Below are 16307 nucleotides of genomic sequence, written 5' to 3' on the forward strand. Positions count from 1 at the left end.
GCCGCGGAGGTCAGCGCACGGCTTCGGCGAACTCCGCCATCCGCTCGGCGAACCCGTCGGCCGGGCTGAACCACACGGCGACCGCCTCCGCCCCGGCGTCGGCGAACGCGTGCGCCCGCTCGACCGCCTCCGCCACGTCCCCGCCGGGGTGGGCGATCCGCACCGTCGGCTTGACCGGCCGGTCCGCGAGCGAGCGCAGCCGGTCCAGCCGCGCGGCGAACCCGGCGGGGTCCACCCCCACCGCCTGCCACTCGTCGCCGAACCGGGCGGCGCGGCGCAGGGCGGCGTCGCTCATCCCGCCCACCACGATCGGCACCCGCCGCAGGGGACGCGGCTCGAACACCCCGGTGTCGTAGCCGTAGTACCGCCCCTCGAACGGCCCCTCGCCGTGGCAGAGGTGCCGCAACAACCGGATCGCCTCGTCCGTGCGCGCACCCCGGTCGGTGAAGTCCGAGCGCAGGGCGGCGAACTCGGCCCGGTCCCAGCCGACCCCGACGCCCAGCGCGAACCGCTCACCGGACAGCCGGTCCAGCGTCGCGACCTGCTTGGCCAGCACGAACGGGTCGCGCAACGGCACCACGAGCACCGACGTGCCCAGCCCGATCGCGCTGGTCCGGGCGGCGATGTAGGACAGGGCCACCAGCGGCTCGTAGACGCCGCCGTACCGGTCCGGCCCGTAGGAGTCGGGCGGCAGCACGTGGTCGGGCAGGTAGACCCGGTGGTAGCCCAGCGCTTCCGCCCGCGCCGCGAGGTCGGCCAGGGGGTGCGGCGGCATGTCCGGCGACTCGTCGGGCAGCACGACCTCCAGCTCGGCCTTCACCGCCGCCCTCCCGTGACGAAATGTTCGACCATGCTCCGACGTTAAGCACTCACATCGGTGTCAAGGTCAACTGCTCGGTGTTCTGGAGTGCGTCACATGCTGATCGGCGAGCTGTCCGAACGGACCGGCGTGAGCCCCCGGCTGCTGCGGTACTACGAGTCGCAGGGCCTGCTGGAGACGTGCCGCGCGGCCAACGGCTACCGCCACTACGACGACACGGCGGTCACCACCGTGCGGCAGATCCGCGCGTTGCTGGCCTCGGGGCTGAGCACGGAGGTGATCCGGTCGGTGCTGCCGTGCACGTACGGCGACGAGGCGCGGGTGGACCTGTGCCCCGAGGTGCGCTCGATCCTGACCCGCGAGCTGGCGGCGCTGGACGAGCGCATCGCGGGCCTCCAGCAGTCCCGGGGCGCGCTGGCCGCCTACCTGCCCTGAGCTACTTCGGGAGCTTGGCCCACACCTCGGCGGCGACCTCCTTGACCGCCGCGCACGCCTGGTCCGCCGGGGTGCCCGACGGCAGGCTCACCGAGACCACCGCCAGCTCCTGCAACCCGTCCTCGAACGGGATGTGCGTGGTCTCCGCGACGCAGAACGACACCGAGGAGGCCGAGGACTTGTGGATCACGGTCGGGCGTCCGCCGACGTCCTCGCGCACGGAGTCCTTGCCGTCGGGCTCGGACGGCTTGCCCACCGCGTAGGTGAGCCGGGCGCGGGGCGTGGACGCCTCGCCGTCGTTGCTCCACCGGCACTGGTGGCCCGCCGGGTACTCGTAGGCCTTCGGGCCGGTCAGGCCGGGCACCTTGGCCAGGCTCGCCCGGACGGCGTCGCAGGCGACCAGCTTGCCCACGGACTTGGCCCCGAACCGGCGGTGCTCGACCTCCTTGGCCAGAACACGGTCGGCGACGACCTTCGTGGCGTGGTCGGCGATGCGGCACATCTCGGTCGAGGGCACGGCCTTCTCGCTGTAGTTCTCGACGCTCACCGACAGCGTGACCAGGTCGGTGAACACCAGCCGCCGGGCGCACCGGACCGACTCGCCGGGCTCCTCGACGATCCGCAGGTCCTCGTAGTCCACCAGCTCGCCCTTGAAGTCGCGCTCGGACGCGGCCTGTTCGAGCGTGCCGAACAGGACCTCCAGCTTCGCGCCGCCGGTGACCGTGACGGTGACCAGGCAGAAGTCCAGCGACTCGGGCCGCCCGTCGACCGCCTCGCCGAACTGCTTGAGGTCGCGGGCCTCGACGTAACCGCACGGGTCGACGGTCGGCAGGTCGCCGAGCAGGCTCTCGGCGGTGGTCTGCGCCTTCCGCGGCGTCGTCGGGTTGGGCACCGGCACCGGCGACCCGGTGACCTGGGTGGTGCAGGCGCTCAGCGCGAACACCAGCCCCACGACGGCGGCGACGCGCCCGGACGGCCTGATCATGCGCGCAGCCTAGGTGACCGCGGGTCCCCGCAGGCGCACAACGGGATCACCGATCCGCATCGACGCGTTCATGATCGGTAATGTCGGGGGCACGATGACCTCTTTCGACATCCCCGACGCGCTCGTGCGGTCCCACCGCTCCCCCGCCGGCCGCGCCTGGCTCGCCGCGCTGCCCGCCTCGGTCGCCGAACACCTCGAACGCTGGTCGCTGCGCCCGGACGGCGCCGTCCGCAACGGCATGGCCTCGCTCGTGCTGCCGGTCGTGCGGGCCGACGGCACGCCGGCCGTCCTGCGGCTCCAGCCGCCGACCGAGGAGACCGCGGGCGCGCTGGCCGGCCTGCGGACGTGGAACGGCGACGGGGTCGTGCGCCTGCTGGACCACGACGACACCGGCGGCGTGATGCTGCTGGAACGCCTCGACGCGACCCGTCCCCTGTCCACGGTCGCCGACGACGACGAGGCGTTGACCGTCCTGGCGGGCCTGCTGGCGCGCCTGACCGCCGTGCCCGCGCCGCCCGGCCTGCGCCGGTTGGCCGACATCGCCGCCGCCATGCTCGACCAGGTGCCGTGGGCGGTGGCGCGGCTGGGTCCCGACGACGCGGCGCTGGTGCGGACGTGCGCGGCGGCGGTCGCGGAGGTGCTGCCGGAGCCGGGTGACCGGCTGCTGCACTGGGACCTGCACCACGACAACATCCTCGCGGCCGACCGGGAACCGTGGCTGGCGATCGACCCGGAGTCCCTCGCCGGAGACCCGGGTTTCGACCTGCTGCCCGCGCTGGACAACCGGTGGGAGGCGGTGGCCGACGACGTGCCGCGCGGCGTGCGCCGCCGGTTCGACCTGCTGACCGGGACCCTGGGGCTCGACCGCGACCGGGCGAGGGCGTGGACGCTGGGCCGGGTGCTGCAGAACGCGCTGTGGGACGTCGAGGACGGCAAGCCCGCGCTGGAACCGGTCCAGGTCGCCATCGCCGCGGTGCTGCTCGCCGCCGGCTAGGGTGACGTGGTGCTGGGAGTGGTCGAGAGCGTGTGGCGGTACCCGGTGAAGTCGACCGGGGGCGAGCCGGTGGACCGGGTCGAGGTCGAGGAGCGCGGGCTGGTCGGCGACCGGCTGTGGGCGGTCCGGGACGCGGACGGCAAGTTCGGGTCGGGCAAGAACAGCCGCCGGTTCCGGCGGATGCCCGGCCTGCTGGCGTTGCGGTCGCGGTACACCGGCGACGGCGTCGAGGTGCTCGACCCGGACGGGTCGGCGTTGACCGGGGAGGGCCTGCGGGCCTGGCTCGGGCGCGACGACGTGTCCCTGGTGCGCGAGGGCGCGGTGTCGCACTTCGACGAGCTGCCGGTGAGCGTGCTGAGCACCGCGACGCTGGAGTGGTTCGGGCAGGCGCTGCCGGGTGTCGCGGTGGACGAGCGCCGGTTCCGGCCCAACGTCGTCGTGCGCACGCCGCCGGGCACGCCGCCGTTCGTGGAGGACGCGTGGCTGGGCCGGGAGCTGACCGTCGGCGGGGTGCGGCTGGAGGTGGTGCGCTCCAGCGAGCGGTGCGTCATGGTCAACGAGGAGCAGCGCGGGCTGCCGCGGTCCTCCGACGTGCTGCGCAAGATCGCCGACGCGCACGACAACAAGCTGGGCGTGCTGGCCCGGGTGCTCGTGCCCGGCGGGTTCGCGGTGGGCGACGAGGTGGCGCTGTGCACGTGATCCGCGTGAACGACCGGGTCCACATGGTCACCGGGACCAACGTCAACTGGGCGCTGGTGTCGGACGGGACGGCGCTGACCCTGGTGGACACCGGCTACCTCAACGACTCCGCCGCCCTGCTGGCCTCCATCACCGCGATCGGCCGCCGGCCGGAGGACGTGACGGCGATCCTGCTGACCCACGCGCACCTGGACCACATCGGCGGCGTGCCGGCCATGGTGGACCGGTTCGGCACGCCGGTGCTGACGGGGGCGGAGGAGGCGCGGCACGCGCGGCGGGAGTACCTGGAGCAGATCACGCCGGTGGAGATGCTGCGGCTGTGCGGGCACGCGCCGAGCCGCCGTTGGGTGCTCGACACGGTCCGCGCGGTGTTCCCGCGGATCAGGATGTCGTTGCGCGAGGTGGGCGTGGTGCCGCCGAACGTGCCGCTGGACGTGCCGGGCGGTCTGGTGGCGGTGCCGACGCCGGGGCACACCAGCGGGCACACGGCGTACCTGATGCCTTCGACGGGCGTGTTGTTCAGCGGCGACGCACTGGTGACCGGCCACCCGACATCCCGGCGCGGCGAGGGCCCGCAGCGCCTGCCCGAGGTGTTCAACACCTCCGAGCAGGGCACCGCGGACGCCATCGCCTCCTTGCGCGAGGTCCCGGCCGACACCCTGGTCCCGGGTCACGGCGGCCTGGCACGCGGTCCGCTCAGCGGGATGGTCGACGCAGCCCTGAGGTGAGGCGCGGGGGTGCGGTCACTTCAGCTCGGCGGACGACTTGCCCAGCAGCCGTCGCGCCACGATCAACTGCTGGATCTGTTGCGTGCCCTCGAAGATGTCCAGGATCTTCGAGTCCCGCGCCCACTTCTCCAGCAGCGACGTCTCGCTGTACCCCGCCGCGCCGGCCAGTTCGACGCAGCCCAGGGTCACGTCCGAGCCCGTCCGGCCCGCCTTCGCCTTGGCCATCGACGCCTGTAGCGAGTTGGGCTTGCGGTTGTCGGCCATCCACGCCGCCTGGAGCGCCAGCAGGTACGCGGCCTCCCAGTCGGCCTCCAGCTTCAGGAACTTCGCCGCCGCCGCGTGCTGCGAGCCGGCCGGTCGGTCGTAGTCGACCTCCACGCCCGCCTCCGCCAGCACCCTCCTGGTCTCCTCCAGCGCCGCCCGCGCGACGCCGACGGCCATCGCGGCCACCAGCGGGCGGGTGTTGTCGAAGGTCTGCATGACGCCGGCGAAGCCCTGCTCGGTGTTGATCTCCGGGCTACCCAGCAGGTTGTCCTTGTGCACCCGCACGTTGTCCAGGCGGAAGTGCGCGGTGTCCGAGGCGCGGATGCCCAGTTTGTGCTCCAGCCGCACCAGTTCGAAGCCCGGCGTGCCGCGGTCGACCACGAACGACTTGATCGCCGCCTTGCCCAGCGACCGGTCCAGGGTCGCCCACACCACCACGCAGTCCGCGCGCTCCCCCGCCGTGACGAAGATCTTCTCGCCGTTGAGGACGTAGTGGTCGCCGTCCTTCACCGCGGTGGTGCGGATGGCGCCGGAGTCCGAACCGGTGTCCGGCTCGGTGATCGCCATCGCGGCCCACTTGCCCTGGTACCGCTTGAGCTGCTCGTCGTTGGCCACCGACGCGATCGCCGCGTTGCCCAGGCCCTGGCGCGGCATGCTCAGCAGCAGGCCGACGTCGCCCCAGCACATCTCGATGGTGCCCAGCAGCAGCTGGAGGTTCGAGCCGTTGCGGTTGCCCTGCTTGGACTTGTCCGCGGACGAACCGCCGCGCCGCACACCGCCCGCGCTGGCCCCGCCGCCGGCCGCGGACAGGCCGTCCAGCAGCGCGGCGAGCATGTCCAGTTCCTTGGGGTAGGTGTGCTCGGCCTCGTCGTACTTGCGGGAGTTGGGCCGCAGGAACTCGGCGGCGGCCTGGTGCGCCTGGTCGACGAGCTGCTCGAACTTCTTCGGAACTTCCAGGTTGATCATGATTCCCTCTCCGCCCCGTCAGACGAGGACGACGCCCTCGGCCAACCCGACCGCACGCAGGTCCCGGTACCACCGCTCGACCGGGTGCTCCTTGACGAACCCGTGCCCGCCCAGCAGCTGCACCCCGTCCAGGCCGATCTTCATGCCCTTGTCCGCGCACAGCGCCCGCGCCAGCGCGGTCTCCCGGGCGAACGGCTTGCCCTGCTCGGCGCGGCCGGCCGCGCGGTAGGTGACCAGGCGCATGCCCTCCAGCTCGATCGCGATGTCGGCGACGGAGAACGCGACGCCCTGCCGGTGGCTGATCGGCTCGCCGAACGCGACCCGGTCGTTGACGTACGGGATCACGTAGTCCAGCACGGCCTGCCCGGTGCCCACGGCCAGCGCGCACCAGCCCAGCCGCGACAGCCGCACGCAGTCCGCGTAGGACTTCTCGTCACCCAGCAACGCGGTCGCGGGCAGGGTCACGTCGTCCAGGTGCAGCCGGCCCATGCCGGCCGCGCGCAACCCCATGCCGGGGTCGGCCTCGACGGTCAGGCCCGGCGTGCCGGACTCGACCAGGAACAGCGCGGGACCGCGACCGGCGAGGTCGGCGGCCACCACGAACAGCTCGGCCTTCGCGGCGTTGGGCACCATGGCCTTGACGCCGTTGAGCACGTACCCGCCGCCGGACCGGTGCGCCTTGGTGCGCAAGGCGAACGGGTCGAACAGCGGGTGCGGCTCCTGGATGGTCAGCGCGGCGGCGGGCACGTCGTCGCCGGTGAACGCGGGCAGGTACGTCGACTGCTGCCCGGCGTCGCCCCACAGGGTCAGCGCGGTGCTCACGGCGGCGGGCGCGAGGCACGCCACCGCGAGACCCATGTCGCCGTGGGCCAGGGCCTCGGCGATGAGCACGCCGCTGACCGCCGACCGCTCGCTGCCCGCGCCGCCCAGCTCCTCCGGGACGCCGACCAGGCTCACGCCCAGCTCGTTCATCGCGGCCAGGACCTCCGGCGGCGCGGCGCACGCGGTGTCCGCGTCCCCGGCGACCGGGCGGAGCTGTTCGGCGGCGAACTCGCGCAGCATCTCGGTCATCATCTGCTGCTCGTCGGTCGGCGTGATGTCGAACAGCCCCTGCTCGGGGCGGTTCGGCAGCCGCGCGGGCTTGCCGAGCTTCTGCACCGCGCCGAACCGGCGGCCGGCGGCGGCGACGGTGCGAAACCCGCTCCTGGTCGCCTCGTACACCCCGCGCTCGACCGGCTTGCGCAGCCCGAACCGGTCCAGCACGTCCGACGCGGCGACCCGGTTGAGGACGGCCAACGCCATCCCCATCGGGTCCCGCCTGCCCTGCCCCGTGGTACTCGCCACCGCGACTCCCCTGTTCCACACCCGACGACTATCTACTTCAGAGTAACCTACTCGGGAGTAGATACGGGAGTCCCTGCCGGCTCACACCCGGTTCACGCACACCGCCCGGCCCACGGCGTACCAGTCGTGGGCGAAACCGTCGTCGTCCTCCCACGCGTTGAGCTGGAACCACGACGTCCCGATCGCCCACAGGTTCGGCGACACCTGGCCCGCCGGCGTCACGCCGCCGGCGGCGATGAACGACCACCCCGCCGCCAGCCACCGCTGGTGCGACTCGCAGCGGACGTCGAACATCTTGTCCGACTGGTCGGTGACCGAGGCCGCGGTGTGCACGCTCTGACCCGGCAACGGGTCGGCGCACACCGCGTAGGTCGAGAGCCGCCACGTGCCCGCGTACCCGTCGGGGTCCTCCATGCCGGTCACGGCGACGCTGGTCAGGTCGGAGGCGAAGGACACCTGGTTCACCCAGACCTGGCCCTCGCCCTGGGTGTTCCAGCCGGCGGTCAGCAGCTTCTTGCCGGCGGGGCAGGTGGCGCGGACCTGCTTGTTGGTCGAGGTGGTGTCCGAGTGCTGGACGAGGATCTGGTGCCCCGGGACGGGCAGCGCGCACACCGCCTCCACGATCAGGCTCCACTCCCGGTCGGTGCCGTCCTCGTCCTCGCGGGCCAGGGCGACGGCGGCGGTGGCGGTGGGGATGAGGGCGGTGACCAGGGTGTCCCGGGGCGCGCCCCGGGTGAAGGCGCGGGCGCCGATGAGCTGCTTGCCCGACGGGCAGGACACGGAGTTGATGCGGCTGGTGGCGGAGGTCGGTCCGGCGGGGTCGGACCAGACGACCTCGTCACCGGGGATCGCGGCGTGGGCGGGGGTGACGGCCGACAGGGTGGCGGTCAAGAGGGTGGCGGCGGCCGTCAGCGCGGCCAGGACAAGCGGACGGATCACGCGGACCTCGCAAGGGAAGTCGGGTTTTACCGTCCGAGACGCCTGGGACCGCCCGGGGTTGCTACACCAGCCGCGAGAGCAGGTGCTCGTGGGCGTCGTCCCACGCCTCGAAGGCCTCGTGGACGTCCCGGACCAGGCCCGACGCGGGGTGGCGCTCGTGCAGGCCGGCCAGGAAGGGCCGCAGGACGCCCGACCGGTCCACGTACTCGACCAGTTGGACGATCGCCGCGTGTTCCACCGCGTCGGACAGCGCGTCCGGGTGGAAGTCGGCGGTCGGGACGGGCAGCACCTCGGCCGCCGCCTCCGCCACCGCCCGGACGCCCAGGTGGTCGGCCACCGCCCCGGCCGCCAGCCGGACCGCCGGGCGCAGCTCGGGGTTGTCGCCGCGCAGCACGTGCACCAGGTCGGGGGTCAGGCGGGACGGGACGATCCGCGCGCGCGGCCAGGTGCGGGCGAAGCGGGCGGACCACTCGCCCAGCAGTTCGTCGCTGCGCAGCGACCACGCGACGGTGGGCAGGTCGGCCGCCGGGTCCGGCCCGCCGACCAGCCTGGTCCAGTCGCGCAGCCACGCCGGGTCGGGCCGGAACAGGCCGGACAGGCCGTGCAGGACGGTCGCCTCGCCGGCCGCCGCCCGCACGACGGCCCGGCGCAGTTCGTCCACCGGGTACCGGTCGCGTTCGCGCCCGGGTCGACCGGAGTCCCTGCCGCGCAACAGGAGCAGGAACCGGCCGCCGGCGGCCAGGAAGCGGTCCAGGTCGGTTCCGCGCAGGGCGTCGACGCGGCGGTCGTACTCGGCCAGGTCGTCGGGGTCGTGGGAGGCCAGCGCGTCGATCAGGGCGAAGCGGTCCACCCGCGCGCCGCCGGGCACCCGGGCCGCCGTCGGCCAGTACTGCCGCCAGCGCGCCGCGTCGCAGTAGGCCCGCGCGAGCCACTCCGGCTCGACCGCGTCACCCCGGCGGCGCAGGCGGTCCTCGAACAGGCGCAACGCGTGCTCGGCCAGGCCGTCGGCGAGCAGGTGCGCGCCGTGCGCGGCCAGCCACGGGTTCCACACCTCGGCGGGCAGCTCCAAGGCCTCCTCGTCGGTCAGGTCCTCGCCGCGCAGCGCCCGCAGTTGCGCGGCCACGCGCGGGTGGAAGTCGCCGCCCGGCGGCGGGAAGCGCCCGCCCAGGACCTCGGTGACCGGCCGCCGACCGTCCTCCAGCATCAGCAGGTGGTACAGGGCCTCGGCGCCGGCCGCGTCGTCGCGCAGGTGCTCGTCGCGGCCCGAGGCGTACCAGTCGGCGGCGGCGCGGTGGATCGCGCGGACGCGGTGGCCGTGCCGGGGGTCGCCGGACATCATGCGCAGCATCGCCCGCCGCACCTCGGGGTGGTGGCGCAGGCCGTCGTGGGCCGCCGCGACCAGCCACACCTCGTCGCCGAGCAGGTCGACCAGGGCGTGCTCGTCGCCGTCGGCCAGGTCGATCCCGCAGTGCGGCGCGAGGACGTGCCGGACCAGGGCGGGTGTCACCCGGCGCAGCACCAGGCCGGGGTGGGCGAGCCGGCGCACGCGGTCGTCGCGGATGTGGGCCAGGAACCGGTCGTAGAGCACGGCGGCGCGCAGCTCGTCGTCCAGGCCGGGGTGGGTCTCGTGCGCCGTGGCCACGAACCGGCGGCGCTCGGCGCGCGACAGCTTGCCGTAGAACCGGGCCGCCACGCGCAGCGCCAACGGGTTGCCGCCGACCGCGCGGGCCACCACGCCGGCCGCGTCCCGGTCCACGCCGAACCCGGTGACCACGCGGACCGCCGCGTCGGCGTCGAGGTCGCCCAACTCCAGCGGCGGCACCATGACCAGGTCGTCCATCGTGGACACCGGAGCGCGACCGGACACGATGACCCGCAGGCCGTCGAGCCCCATCTCGTGCCGCAACCGCCAGATCCACTCCTGGATGCGCCGCTCCGGGTCGTTCCACCCGCCGCGCCGCGCCCCGGCCACCGGGCGGTCGCGCTGCCACTCCTCGAACGTGTCCAGCACCAGCACGACGGTCCGCCCGCGCAGCGAGTGCAGGTCCAGCAGGACCCGCGCCTCCAGCTCGAACCCGGTCGCCGTGCGCACGTCGGTCTCCACCGACTCCACGGCGAGGTCGGTGCGCACCTGGCGGCGCTCCTCGCGGGCCTGGTGGCGCAGGGCGGAGAAGTCGGCGGAGGCGACCGGGGCGGCCCAGCCCAGTTGGCGGGTGACCTCGAAGGACAGCTCCAGCTCGGCGTTGACCCGGAACACCACCCGGTCGAAGTCGATCACCACGGCGATCGGCCCGTCCGGGGCGTCGGCGTCGAGCTGCCGCTCCAGGTACGGCCGCACCAGCGCGGCCAGCAGCGTCGACTTGCCCGCGCCGCCCACCCCGGTGACCGCCAGCACCGGCACCGGGCCGGCCGGGTCGGCGGGCGCGCACACGAAGTCCCGCAACACCGCCAGCTCGCGGTCGCGGCCGTGGACGCCCATGTCGAGCAGGGTCGCGTAGCTGTCCCGGACGGCCATCAGCCCGGCACGCCTGCGGGCCTCGGCCAGGTAGCCCTGCCGCCCGCCCAGCGGCGCGGCCCACGTCAGCGCCTGGAGGATCGCCCGGTCGTCGCGCTGTTCCCGGGCGAGGCGGCGGAACAGCTCGCGCACGCCGTCCCGCCCGGTGGCGGCCAGGTCGCGCAACGTCCGCCCGGCTTCGTCGGTCGGGACCCGGGCGGCGTCCTCCAGCGCCGCGGCCACCCCGTTGGCCGCGGCGAGCCGGGTCAGGGCCTCCTCGCGCGGCCCGCTGCGCATGGTCCACCGCCAGTCGCCGCCGACCAGCGCGCGGTCGAAGTCGATCGCCACGACGTCCAGCACCCGGTCGGCTTCCTCGGCGGACAACCCGCGCACCAGGTCACGCGGCGCGACCGCCCCCGACAGCGCGGCCCGGTCCCGCACCGCGCGCACCGCGCCCTCGGCGACCGGCGGCGGCTCGGGCGGGGCCAACCGCCGCACCAACGCCTCCCGCTCCGCCGCCGACCGCCGCGCCAGGAACGCCTCCAGCAACCGGTCGGCGTCCGTCCCGCCCACCGCGGCGGCGGGGTCGAGCCCGGGTCCGTGGGCGGCCATCACGCCACCTCGCGGGCCTTCAGCATGTTCGACACCAGGTCGATGGCCTTGGTCGCCGCCCGGTACCCGGTCAGCCCGCCCGCCTTGGCCCGCTCCAGCGCGAACCCCGCGAACGCCACGTCGTCCGGCCCCGGCGCGCCACCCGGCCCGACCAGCGCGTACGCCACGTCCTCGGCAGTGGGCGGCTGAAGGTCCTCCACCGACAGCGCGAACCGCTCGGGCGGGGTCTGCTGCCACGACACCATCACCAGCCGCACGGTCCGGTAGTCCGGCAGCGCCCCGATCAACGTCAGCAGCAGGTTGTCGATCCCGTGCTGGTCGCTGACCCGCGCCCGGTCGAACCCCTCGAACACCAGCCACACCGCGCGCCGGCCGCCCACGCCGTCCAGCGCCGCGCCCAGCCGGGGCGCGATCCCGTTGCGGACCCGGCTCTGCCCGGTGGTCACCGCCGCGCCGCACGTCGCGTCGAGTTCGGCCGACAGCGTGCCCGCGATGTGCTCGGCGAACCCGGCCGCGTCGGTGGCCAGCGCGTTGGCCACGTCCAGCGCCACCACGACACCGTCGCTGTGCGTGCGCACGTACTCCCCCACCAGCCGCTTGGTGAACCGCAGCCCGGTGTCCGGCTCGCCGCGCACGATCAGCAGCCGGTCCTCGGCCGGCGCGCCCTCGCGCAACGCCCGCCACAGCCGTTCCTGCGTGCCCCGGCGACCCACGACCCGCCGCGGACCGGCCGGGCCGCGCACCTCCTGGAGGTAGGGCACCACGTCCTCCAGCTCGTCCAGCTTGGCCAGCCACCGGCACACCGGCACCGCCCGGTTGCGCGCCTCCGCCTGCACGCCCCGCGCGTCCGCGACGGCCTGCAACGTCCGCCCGCCGCCCTGGTGCAGGGCCACCACCCGCCACTCGTCGTCGAACAGCGGCGCGCCCGACGAGCCGGCCACGGTGTTCGCGTCGTGCAGGTACCGCACGGCGGGCGCGCCGAGCTGCTCGTCGAGCTGCCCGATCGACCACAGCAGGGGCTCGGCGGCGCCGCTGGCCCGGCCCGGGTGGTGCAGGACGTGCACCGGGAACGGCTCGCCCGGCGGCTGCGCGCCCAGCCGGGTCCGCCGGTCCACGCGGCGCGGCTGCGCCAGCCGGATCAGGGCCAGGTCCCACGGGCCGTCGGTCTCGGTGATGCCGGAGATGTCGCGGACGTCCGGCAACCCCAGCCGTTCCGACGCCGTGGGCAGGCTGCACCACGCGAGCCACCGCGCGTGCAGCTCCGCCTGCTCGCCCTCGAACACGCGAACCTGGTCGGGCACCGCCTGGAGACCGGCCGCGCCGCGCGAGTCGGCGGCCGGCGGGGGCAGGTAGTCCTCGGCGTAGCCGAAGGTCAGCCCGAGCTTCTCCCGGCTGCCCTCGACCGCGGTCATCACGCCGTTCTCGGCCCGCACCAGCTCCGCGACGACGTGCGCGGCGGTGGCGACCAGTGTGGGCCGCACGAGCACGCCGGTGCCGCGGTGCCGGCCGTCGATGTCGATGCGGCACACCCGGTCGCAGCTGTCGAGGAACCGGCGGGCCGACACCAGCGCGCTCTTGGGCGTGAAGTCGCCGTTGACGAACAGCTGGAGGTTGAACGCCGTCGCCCCGAGCAGCGCGGTCAGCCGCTCCTCGAACCCGGGCAGCACCAGCTCGTCGTTGATCAGGTCGATGGCCAGCCGGCGCAGCAGCCCGCGCCCCTCGGCGACGTGCAGCGCCTCGGCCGCGAACTCGAACGGGTCGGCCCCGGTGTCGCGGCGCAGGTGGATGCCGTGCGCCAGGCGCAGCGGCTCCCACACGCGGTCGAGCAGGACGGGGTCGTCCAGCTTGACCGCGTGCGCCAGCGCGACCAACCCGGGGTCCCAGCGACCCTCGTCCACCGGCGCCGCCACCGCACTACACCCCCACCGCCGCGTCCAGGTCGGAGGTGATCCGCTCGGCCGCGTGCGCCCAGTTCTCCCGCAGGTGGTTGCCCGCGAAGTGCAGGCCCAGCACGGTCCGGCCGTCACCGTCGAGGTCCACCAGCGCCGAGCCGGAGTTGCCGCCCAGCGTGCTGATGTCGTGGGTGAGGATCCAGCCCTTCGGGTCGTGGGCGACCTCGCCCGCGCCGGCCATGATCGCGCCGGGGGCGAGCCGCTTGAAGCCGCGCACGCCCGCGAAGATGCTCGCGAACAGGTCCGGCGAGGTGGACCCGCCCGGGTAGCCGACCAGGTAGACGCCGCGCCCGCGGGTCGCGAGCCCGCCCATGCTCACCGGGTCGTCGCCGCGGGCCACCTTGACCGGGGCGGGGAAGGGGCGGCCGGGCACCGGTTCCAGCTCCAGGATCGCGAGGTCCAGGCCGCCGAAGTTCAGCTCCGGGAAGTCCGGGTGCCGGGTGCCGGCGTCACCCTCGCGGCCGACCGCGACGACCCGGCGGACGGGGAACCGGCGCTCGGGCAGCGGATCGCGCACCTCGTGTCCGAAGTGGACGGACACGCCGGTCTTGAGCCGCCCTTGGAACCGGCCGTCGCTGCGCACACCGCCGGGCGCGATGGCTTGCAGCACGTGGAAGTTCGTGGCCACCAGGCCGTCGCCGACGACCCAGGCGGTGCCGTGGTAGCCCAGCCGGACCTCCGGCGACGGGTCGTCCACCCGGCCCACCGACCGGCACACGTCCCGCACGGCGTCCGACACCCGCGACAGCGAGGGCGCGAACAGCCCCAGCGAGGGGGTCTGCAAGTCCACGAAGTCGTCCTCGACGAACAGCACGGGCCGCGACCCGTCCGCCCGCACGACCGCCTCCAGCCCGGACATCTCGTCCTCGCCCAGCGACGCGTCGACGCCGTCGCCGTAGAGGTGGCTGATCGCCTCGTTGGCGTTGTCCAGCAGGGCGCGCTTGGCGTCCTCGTCGGCCCGGACCCCGGTCTTGCGCTCCACCCAGGCGATCTCGGCTTCGAGCTTGTCGAGCAGTTCGGACTTGGGCGGCGGGGTGCCGGGCGCGCCGCCGACGCTCTCCAGCCGCGCCGCACCGCGGCCCTGGCCCAGCAGGTGGAGGTAGTTCCTGGCGTCGGTCATGGCGTCACCCGCAGTCGTTTCCCGATCTTGCCGGTCATCGTGGCGGTGCCCGCCGCCGCGCCGGCCGCCACCAGGCGGTTGTCGGCGAGGCGCAGCACCAGGTACGTGATGCTCACGTCGGCCACCAGTGATACGTCGTCCCGGCCGATCGGCCGGTCGTTCACCAGTTGGGTGGTCGTGCCGGCCGCGCCCTTGACCAGCACCACGTGGTCCACCGACCCGTCGTGCAGCGCGTCGTGCAGGCAGGCGTCCGCCCACGGCGAGCGCGTCGCGCCGGCCGGGACGGCGGTGACGGCGGCCAGGAAGGTGTCAACCGAGGCGAGGAACGACTTCAGCTCGTCGCGCTCCGCCTCCTGCGCGCCGCCGAGCCGGTCGATGCGCTCGGCGACCTCCTTGCGCCGGTCGTCCAGCGCCGCCAACGCGGCCTCGACGCGGGTCGCAACGGGCATCCGGAAGTCGTCGTGCCGCACCACCACGTTCTTCGCCACCAACTGGCCCATCACACAGGCGGCGGAGGCGAGGTCGTCAGCCGGCACGGCAGCGGTGGTCACGGTCCGCTTGCTGGACGTGAGCTGCATCAACGCCGGCACCGCCTGCGCCACGAGCGCCCCCACGCCGAGCACCCCCACCGCCTCCTGCATGGAGGGCTGAACCGTCTTCAGCAGCTCGTCGGCGGCCCGCGTCAGCCGCTCGACACCGCCCATGACCGCCCGATGCGCGGCCACACCGCCCGCCAGGTCCACGTCCCCGGTGACCAGCACCGGCCCGGACGGCCGGAGGCCCGCGACCACCTCCGCGACCTTGGCGGCGGCGTCGTCCAACGCCCGCAACGCCAGCGCGCCGCCACGAACGGCCTGGTCACCGGACACCGTGGTCGACCCGAGCTGCACCTTGGACAGGTCGGGAACCAGCGCCGCCCACCTGTCCCGCTCGGCGCGGTCGGCCGCGACCCGCGCGGCCCGGGCGTCCGCCGCCGCTTTCTCCGCCTCGGCCGCCCTCTTGACCGCGTCCGCCTCGGCCGCCTTCTTGACCGCGTCCGCGTCGACCGCAACCCCGCGCGCACCATTTTCCTTCGTGTCCATGGCGAGGACCTCCTGCCGTCACGGCGTGTGACTCGCCGTCACTCCGGTCCTCGCCACGTCCACCCGGCGTATTACCATTGGCGGAACAGGTTCACCCGTTCAGGCGAACGTATCCATCACCGCCGGTAAGCCTTTCAGATGATGTTGTGGCCGCCGTCCACGACCAGGTTCTGCCCGGTGACGTAGCTCGCGCGCGGCGAGGCCAGGAACAGCACCGCTTCGGCGATCTCGGCGGGCTGCGCGACCCGTCCCAGCAAGGTGGCCTTGCCGACCTGCTCGGCCACGCCGGGGTTCATCGCGAGCACGGTGTCGGTGATCACCGGTCCGGGCGAGACCGTGTTGACCCGGACGCCCTTGAACTCCACCGCCCACGTGCGGGTCAACGACTCGACGGCGGCCTTGGTCGCGCCGTAGACGGCGGCGCCGGGGATGCCGACCGCGGTGACCATGGTGGAAATGTTGACGATGCTGCCCGACCCCTTGGCCACCATGCCCGGCGCGAGGGCGGCGGTGAGGAAGAACAGGGCGCGCACGTTGACGTCGAACATGAGGTCGTAGTCCTCGACCGTCTGCTCGACGGTGGGCGCGAACGGGTAGACGCCCGCGTTGTTGACCAGGATGTCGACCTCCCCGACCTCGGTGGCCAGCCGGCGCACGGCGTCGAGGTCCCCCATGTCCGCCTCGACGAACCGGGCGACCCCACCCTCCTCTTCGATCTCCCGCACGGTCTCGGCACCACGCCCGGCGTCCCGCCCGGTCACGACGACCTCGGCCCCGGCCCGAGCCAGCACCCGCGCGGTCTCCCGCCCGATGCCCGCCGTGCTGCCGGTGACCAGCGCGACCTGCCCCTTGAGTTCCACGGACCACCCCAGT

At 74.2% G+C, this 16307-nt stretch carries 14 protein-coding genes; 4 read left to right on the forward strand and 10 right to left on the reverse strand.

What is annotated here, in order from left to right; genetic code table 11:
* Nucleotides 1-10: 10 nt before the first annotated feature.
* Nucleotides 11-820 (reverse strand): TIGR03619 family F420-dependent LLM class oxidoreductase, encoded by an 810-nt coding sequence (locus tag ABD126_RS25480; RefSeq protein ID WP_343936438.1) that lies wholly within the window; start codon nucleotides 818-820, stop codon nucleotides 11-13.
* A gap of 96 nt (nucleotides 821-916) precedes the next feature.
* On the opposite strand from ABD126_RS25480, the gene ABD126_RS25485 reads away from it, so the two are divergent.
* A complete protein-coding gene (locus tag ABD126_RS25485) occupies nucleotides 917-1255 on the forward strand; it encodes a MerR family transcriptional regulator (RefSeq protein ID WP_343936439.1) in 339 nt (112 codons plus the stop codon).
* A gap of 1 nt (nucleotide 1256) precedes the next feature.
* Here ABD126_RS25485 and ABD126_RS25490 read toward each other — a convergent pair whose 3' ends face one another.
* Nucleotides 1257-2240 carry a hypothetical protein gene (locus ABD126_RS25490; RefSeq protein WP_343936440.1) on the reverse strand — a complete coding sequence of 328 codons (984 nt, stop codon included), beginning with the start codon at nucleotides 2238-2240 and terminating at the stop codon, nucleotides 1257-1259.
* A 70-nt stretch (nucleotides 2241-2310) separates the two neighbouring features.
* Between ABD126_RS25490 and ABD126_RS25495 the strand changes: the two genes are divergently transcribed.
* Genes ABD126_RS25495 through ABD126_RS25505 form a run of 3 tightly spaced genes read left to right on the forward strand, consistent with a single transcriptional unit; the run spans nucleotide 2311 to nucleotide 4661 of the window.
* The gene (locus ABD126_RS25495; RefSeq protein ID WP_425542880.1) at nucleotides 2311-3234 is read left to right on the forward strand and encodes an aminoglycoside phosphotransferase family protein; all 924 of its coding nucleotides are present in this window, start codon (nucleotides 2311-2313) and stop codon (nucleotides 3232-3234) included.
* A gap of 9 nt (nucleotides 3235-3243) precedes the next feature.
* A complete protein-coding gene (locus ABD126_RS25500) occupies nucleotides 3244-3933 on the forward strand; it encodes an MOSC domain-containing protein (protein ID WP_343936442.1) in 690 nt (229 codons plus the stop codon).
* The gene (locus tag ABD126_RS25505) at nucleotides 3924-4661 is read left to right on the forward strand and encodes an MBL fold metallo-hydrolase (RefSeq protein ID WP_343936443.1); all 738 of its coding nucleotides are present in this window, start codon (nucleotides 3924-3926) and stop codon (nucleotides 4659-4661) included. The genes ABD126_RS25500 and ABD126_RS25505 overlap by 10 nt, the downstream gene beginning before the upstream one ends.
* A gap of 15 nt (nucleotides 4662-4676) precedes the next feature.
* On the opposite strand, the gene ABD126_RS25510 is transcribed toward ABD126_RS25505, so the two are convergent.
* The 8 genes from ABD126_RS25510 to ABD126_RS25545 all read right to left on the reverse strand — a co-directional run bounded on the left by ABD126_RS25510 (nucleotide 4677) and on the right by ABD126_RS25545 (nucleotide 16294).
* A complete protein-coding gene (locus ABD126_RS25510) occupies nucleotides 4677-5891 on the reverse strand; it encodes an acyl-CoA dehydrogenase family protein (RefSeq protein WP_343936444.1) in 1215 nt (404 codons plus the stop codon).
* 18 nt (nucleotides 5892-5909) lie between these two features.
* Nucleotides 5910-7199, reverse strand: coding sequence for an acyl-CoA dehydrogenase family protein (locus tag ABD126_RS25515; RefSeq protein WP_343936475.1), 1290 nt, complete (start codon nucleotides 7197-7199; stop codon nucleotides 5910-5912).
* A 117-nt stretch (nucleotides 7200-7316) separates the two neighbouring features.
* Complete coding sequence (locus tag ABD126_RS25520; protein ID WP_343936445.1) at nucleotides 7317-8174, reverse strand: hypothetical protein; 858 nt, start codon at nucleotides 8172-8174, stop codon at nucleotides 7317-7319.
* A 61-nt stretch (nucleotides 8175-8235) separates the two neighbouring features.
* Complete coding sequence (locus ABD126_RS25525) at nucleotides 8236-11280, reverse strand: AAA family ATPase (RefSeq protein WP_343936446.1); 3045 nt, start codon at nucleotides 11278-11280, stop codon at nucleotides 8236-8238.
* Entirely contained in the window at nucleotides 11280-13190 is a 1911-nt protein-coding gene (locus tag ABD126_RS25530; protein ID WP_343936447.1) for a trypsin-like serine peptidase, read from the reverse strand. Before ABD126_RS25530 ends, ABD126_RS25525 begins: the two co-directional genes overlap by 1 nt.
* Before the next feature lie 4 nt (nucleotides 13191-13194).
* Nucleotides 13195-14352: a trypsin-like serine peptidase gene (locus tag ABD126_RS25535; RefSeq protein WP_343936448.1), complete on the reverse strand. Its 1158-nt coding sequence runs from the start codon at nucleotides 14350-14352 to the stop codon at nucleotides 13195-13197.
* Nucleotides 14349-15434: a hypothetical protein gene (locus ABD126_RS25540; RefSeq protein WP_343936449.1), complete on the reverse strand. Its 1086-nt coding sequence runs from the start codon at nucleotides 15432-15434 to the stop codon at nucleotides 14349-14351. Before ABD126_RS25540 ends, ABD126_RS25535 begins: the two co-directional genes overlap by 4 nt.
* 134 nt (nucleotides 15435-15568) lie before the next feature.
* Nucleotides 15569-16294: an SDR family NAD(P)-dependent oxidoreductase gene (locus ABD126_RS25545; protein ID WP_343936450.1), complete on the reverse strand. Its 726-nt coding sequence runs from the start codon at nucleotides 16292-16294 to the stop codon at nucleotides 15569-15571.
* Nucleotides 16295-16307 lie beyond the last annotated feature (13 nt).

Source organism: Saccharothrix mutabilis subsp. mutabilis (assembly GCF_039521145.1).
GTDB lineage: Bacteria > Actinomycetota > Actinomycetes > Mycobacteriales > Pseudonocardiaceae > Actinosynnema > Actinosynnema mutabilis.

What these genes read in the sequence shown, in the direction of transcription:
- ABD126_RS25535 (WP_343936448.1), bottom strand. Translation starts at nt 14,352, where the DNA reads ATGACCGACGCCAGGAACTACCTCCACCTGCTGGGCCAGGGCCGCGGT.
- ABD126_RS25540 (WP_343936449.1), bottom strand. Translation starts at nt 15,434, where the DNA reads ATGGACACGAAGGAAAATGGTGCGCGCGGGGTTGCGGTCGACGCGGAC.
- ABD126_RS25525 (WP_343936446.1), bottom strand. Translation starts at nt 11,280, where the DNA reads ATGGCCGCCCACGGACCCGGGCTCGACCCCGCCGCCGCGGTGGGCGGG.
- ABD126_RS25490 (WP_343936440.1), bottom strand. Translation starts at nt 2,240, where the DNA reads ATGATCAGGCCGTCCGGGCGCGTCGCCGCCGTCGTGGGGCTGGTGTTC.
- ABD126_RS25515 (WP_343936475.1), bottom strand. Translation starts at nt 7,199, where the DNA reads ATGGGGATGGCGTTGGCCGTCCTCAACCGGGTCGCCGCGTCGGACGTG.
- ABD126_RS25510 (WP_343936444.1), bottom strand. Translation starts at nt 5,891, where the DNA reads ATGATCAACCTGGAAGTTCCGAAGAAGTTCGAGCAGCTCGTCGACCAG.
- ABD126_RS25495 (WP_425542880.1), top strand. Translation starts at nt 2,311, where the DNA reads ATGATCGGTAATGTCGGGGGCACGATGACCTCTTTCGACATCCCCGAC.
- ABD126_RS25485 (WP_343936439.1), top strand. Translation starts at nt 917, where the DNA reads ATGCTGATCGGCGAGCTGTCCGAACGGACCGGCGTGAGCCCCCGGCTG.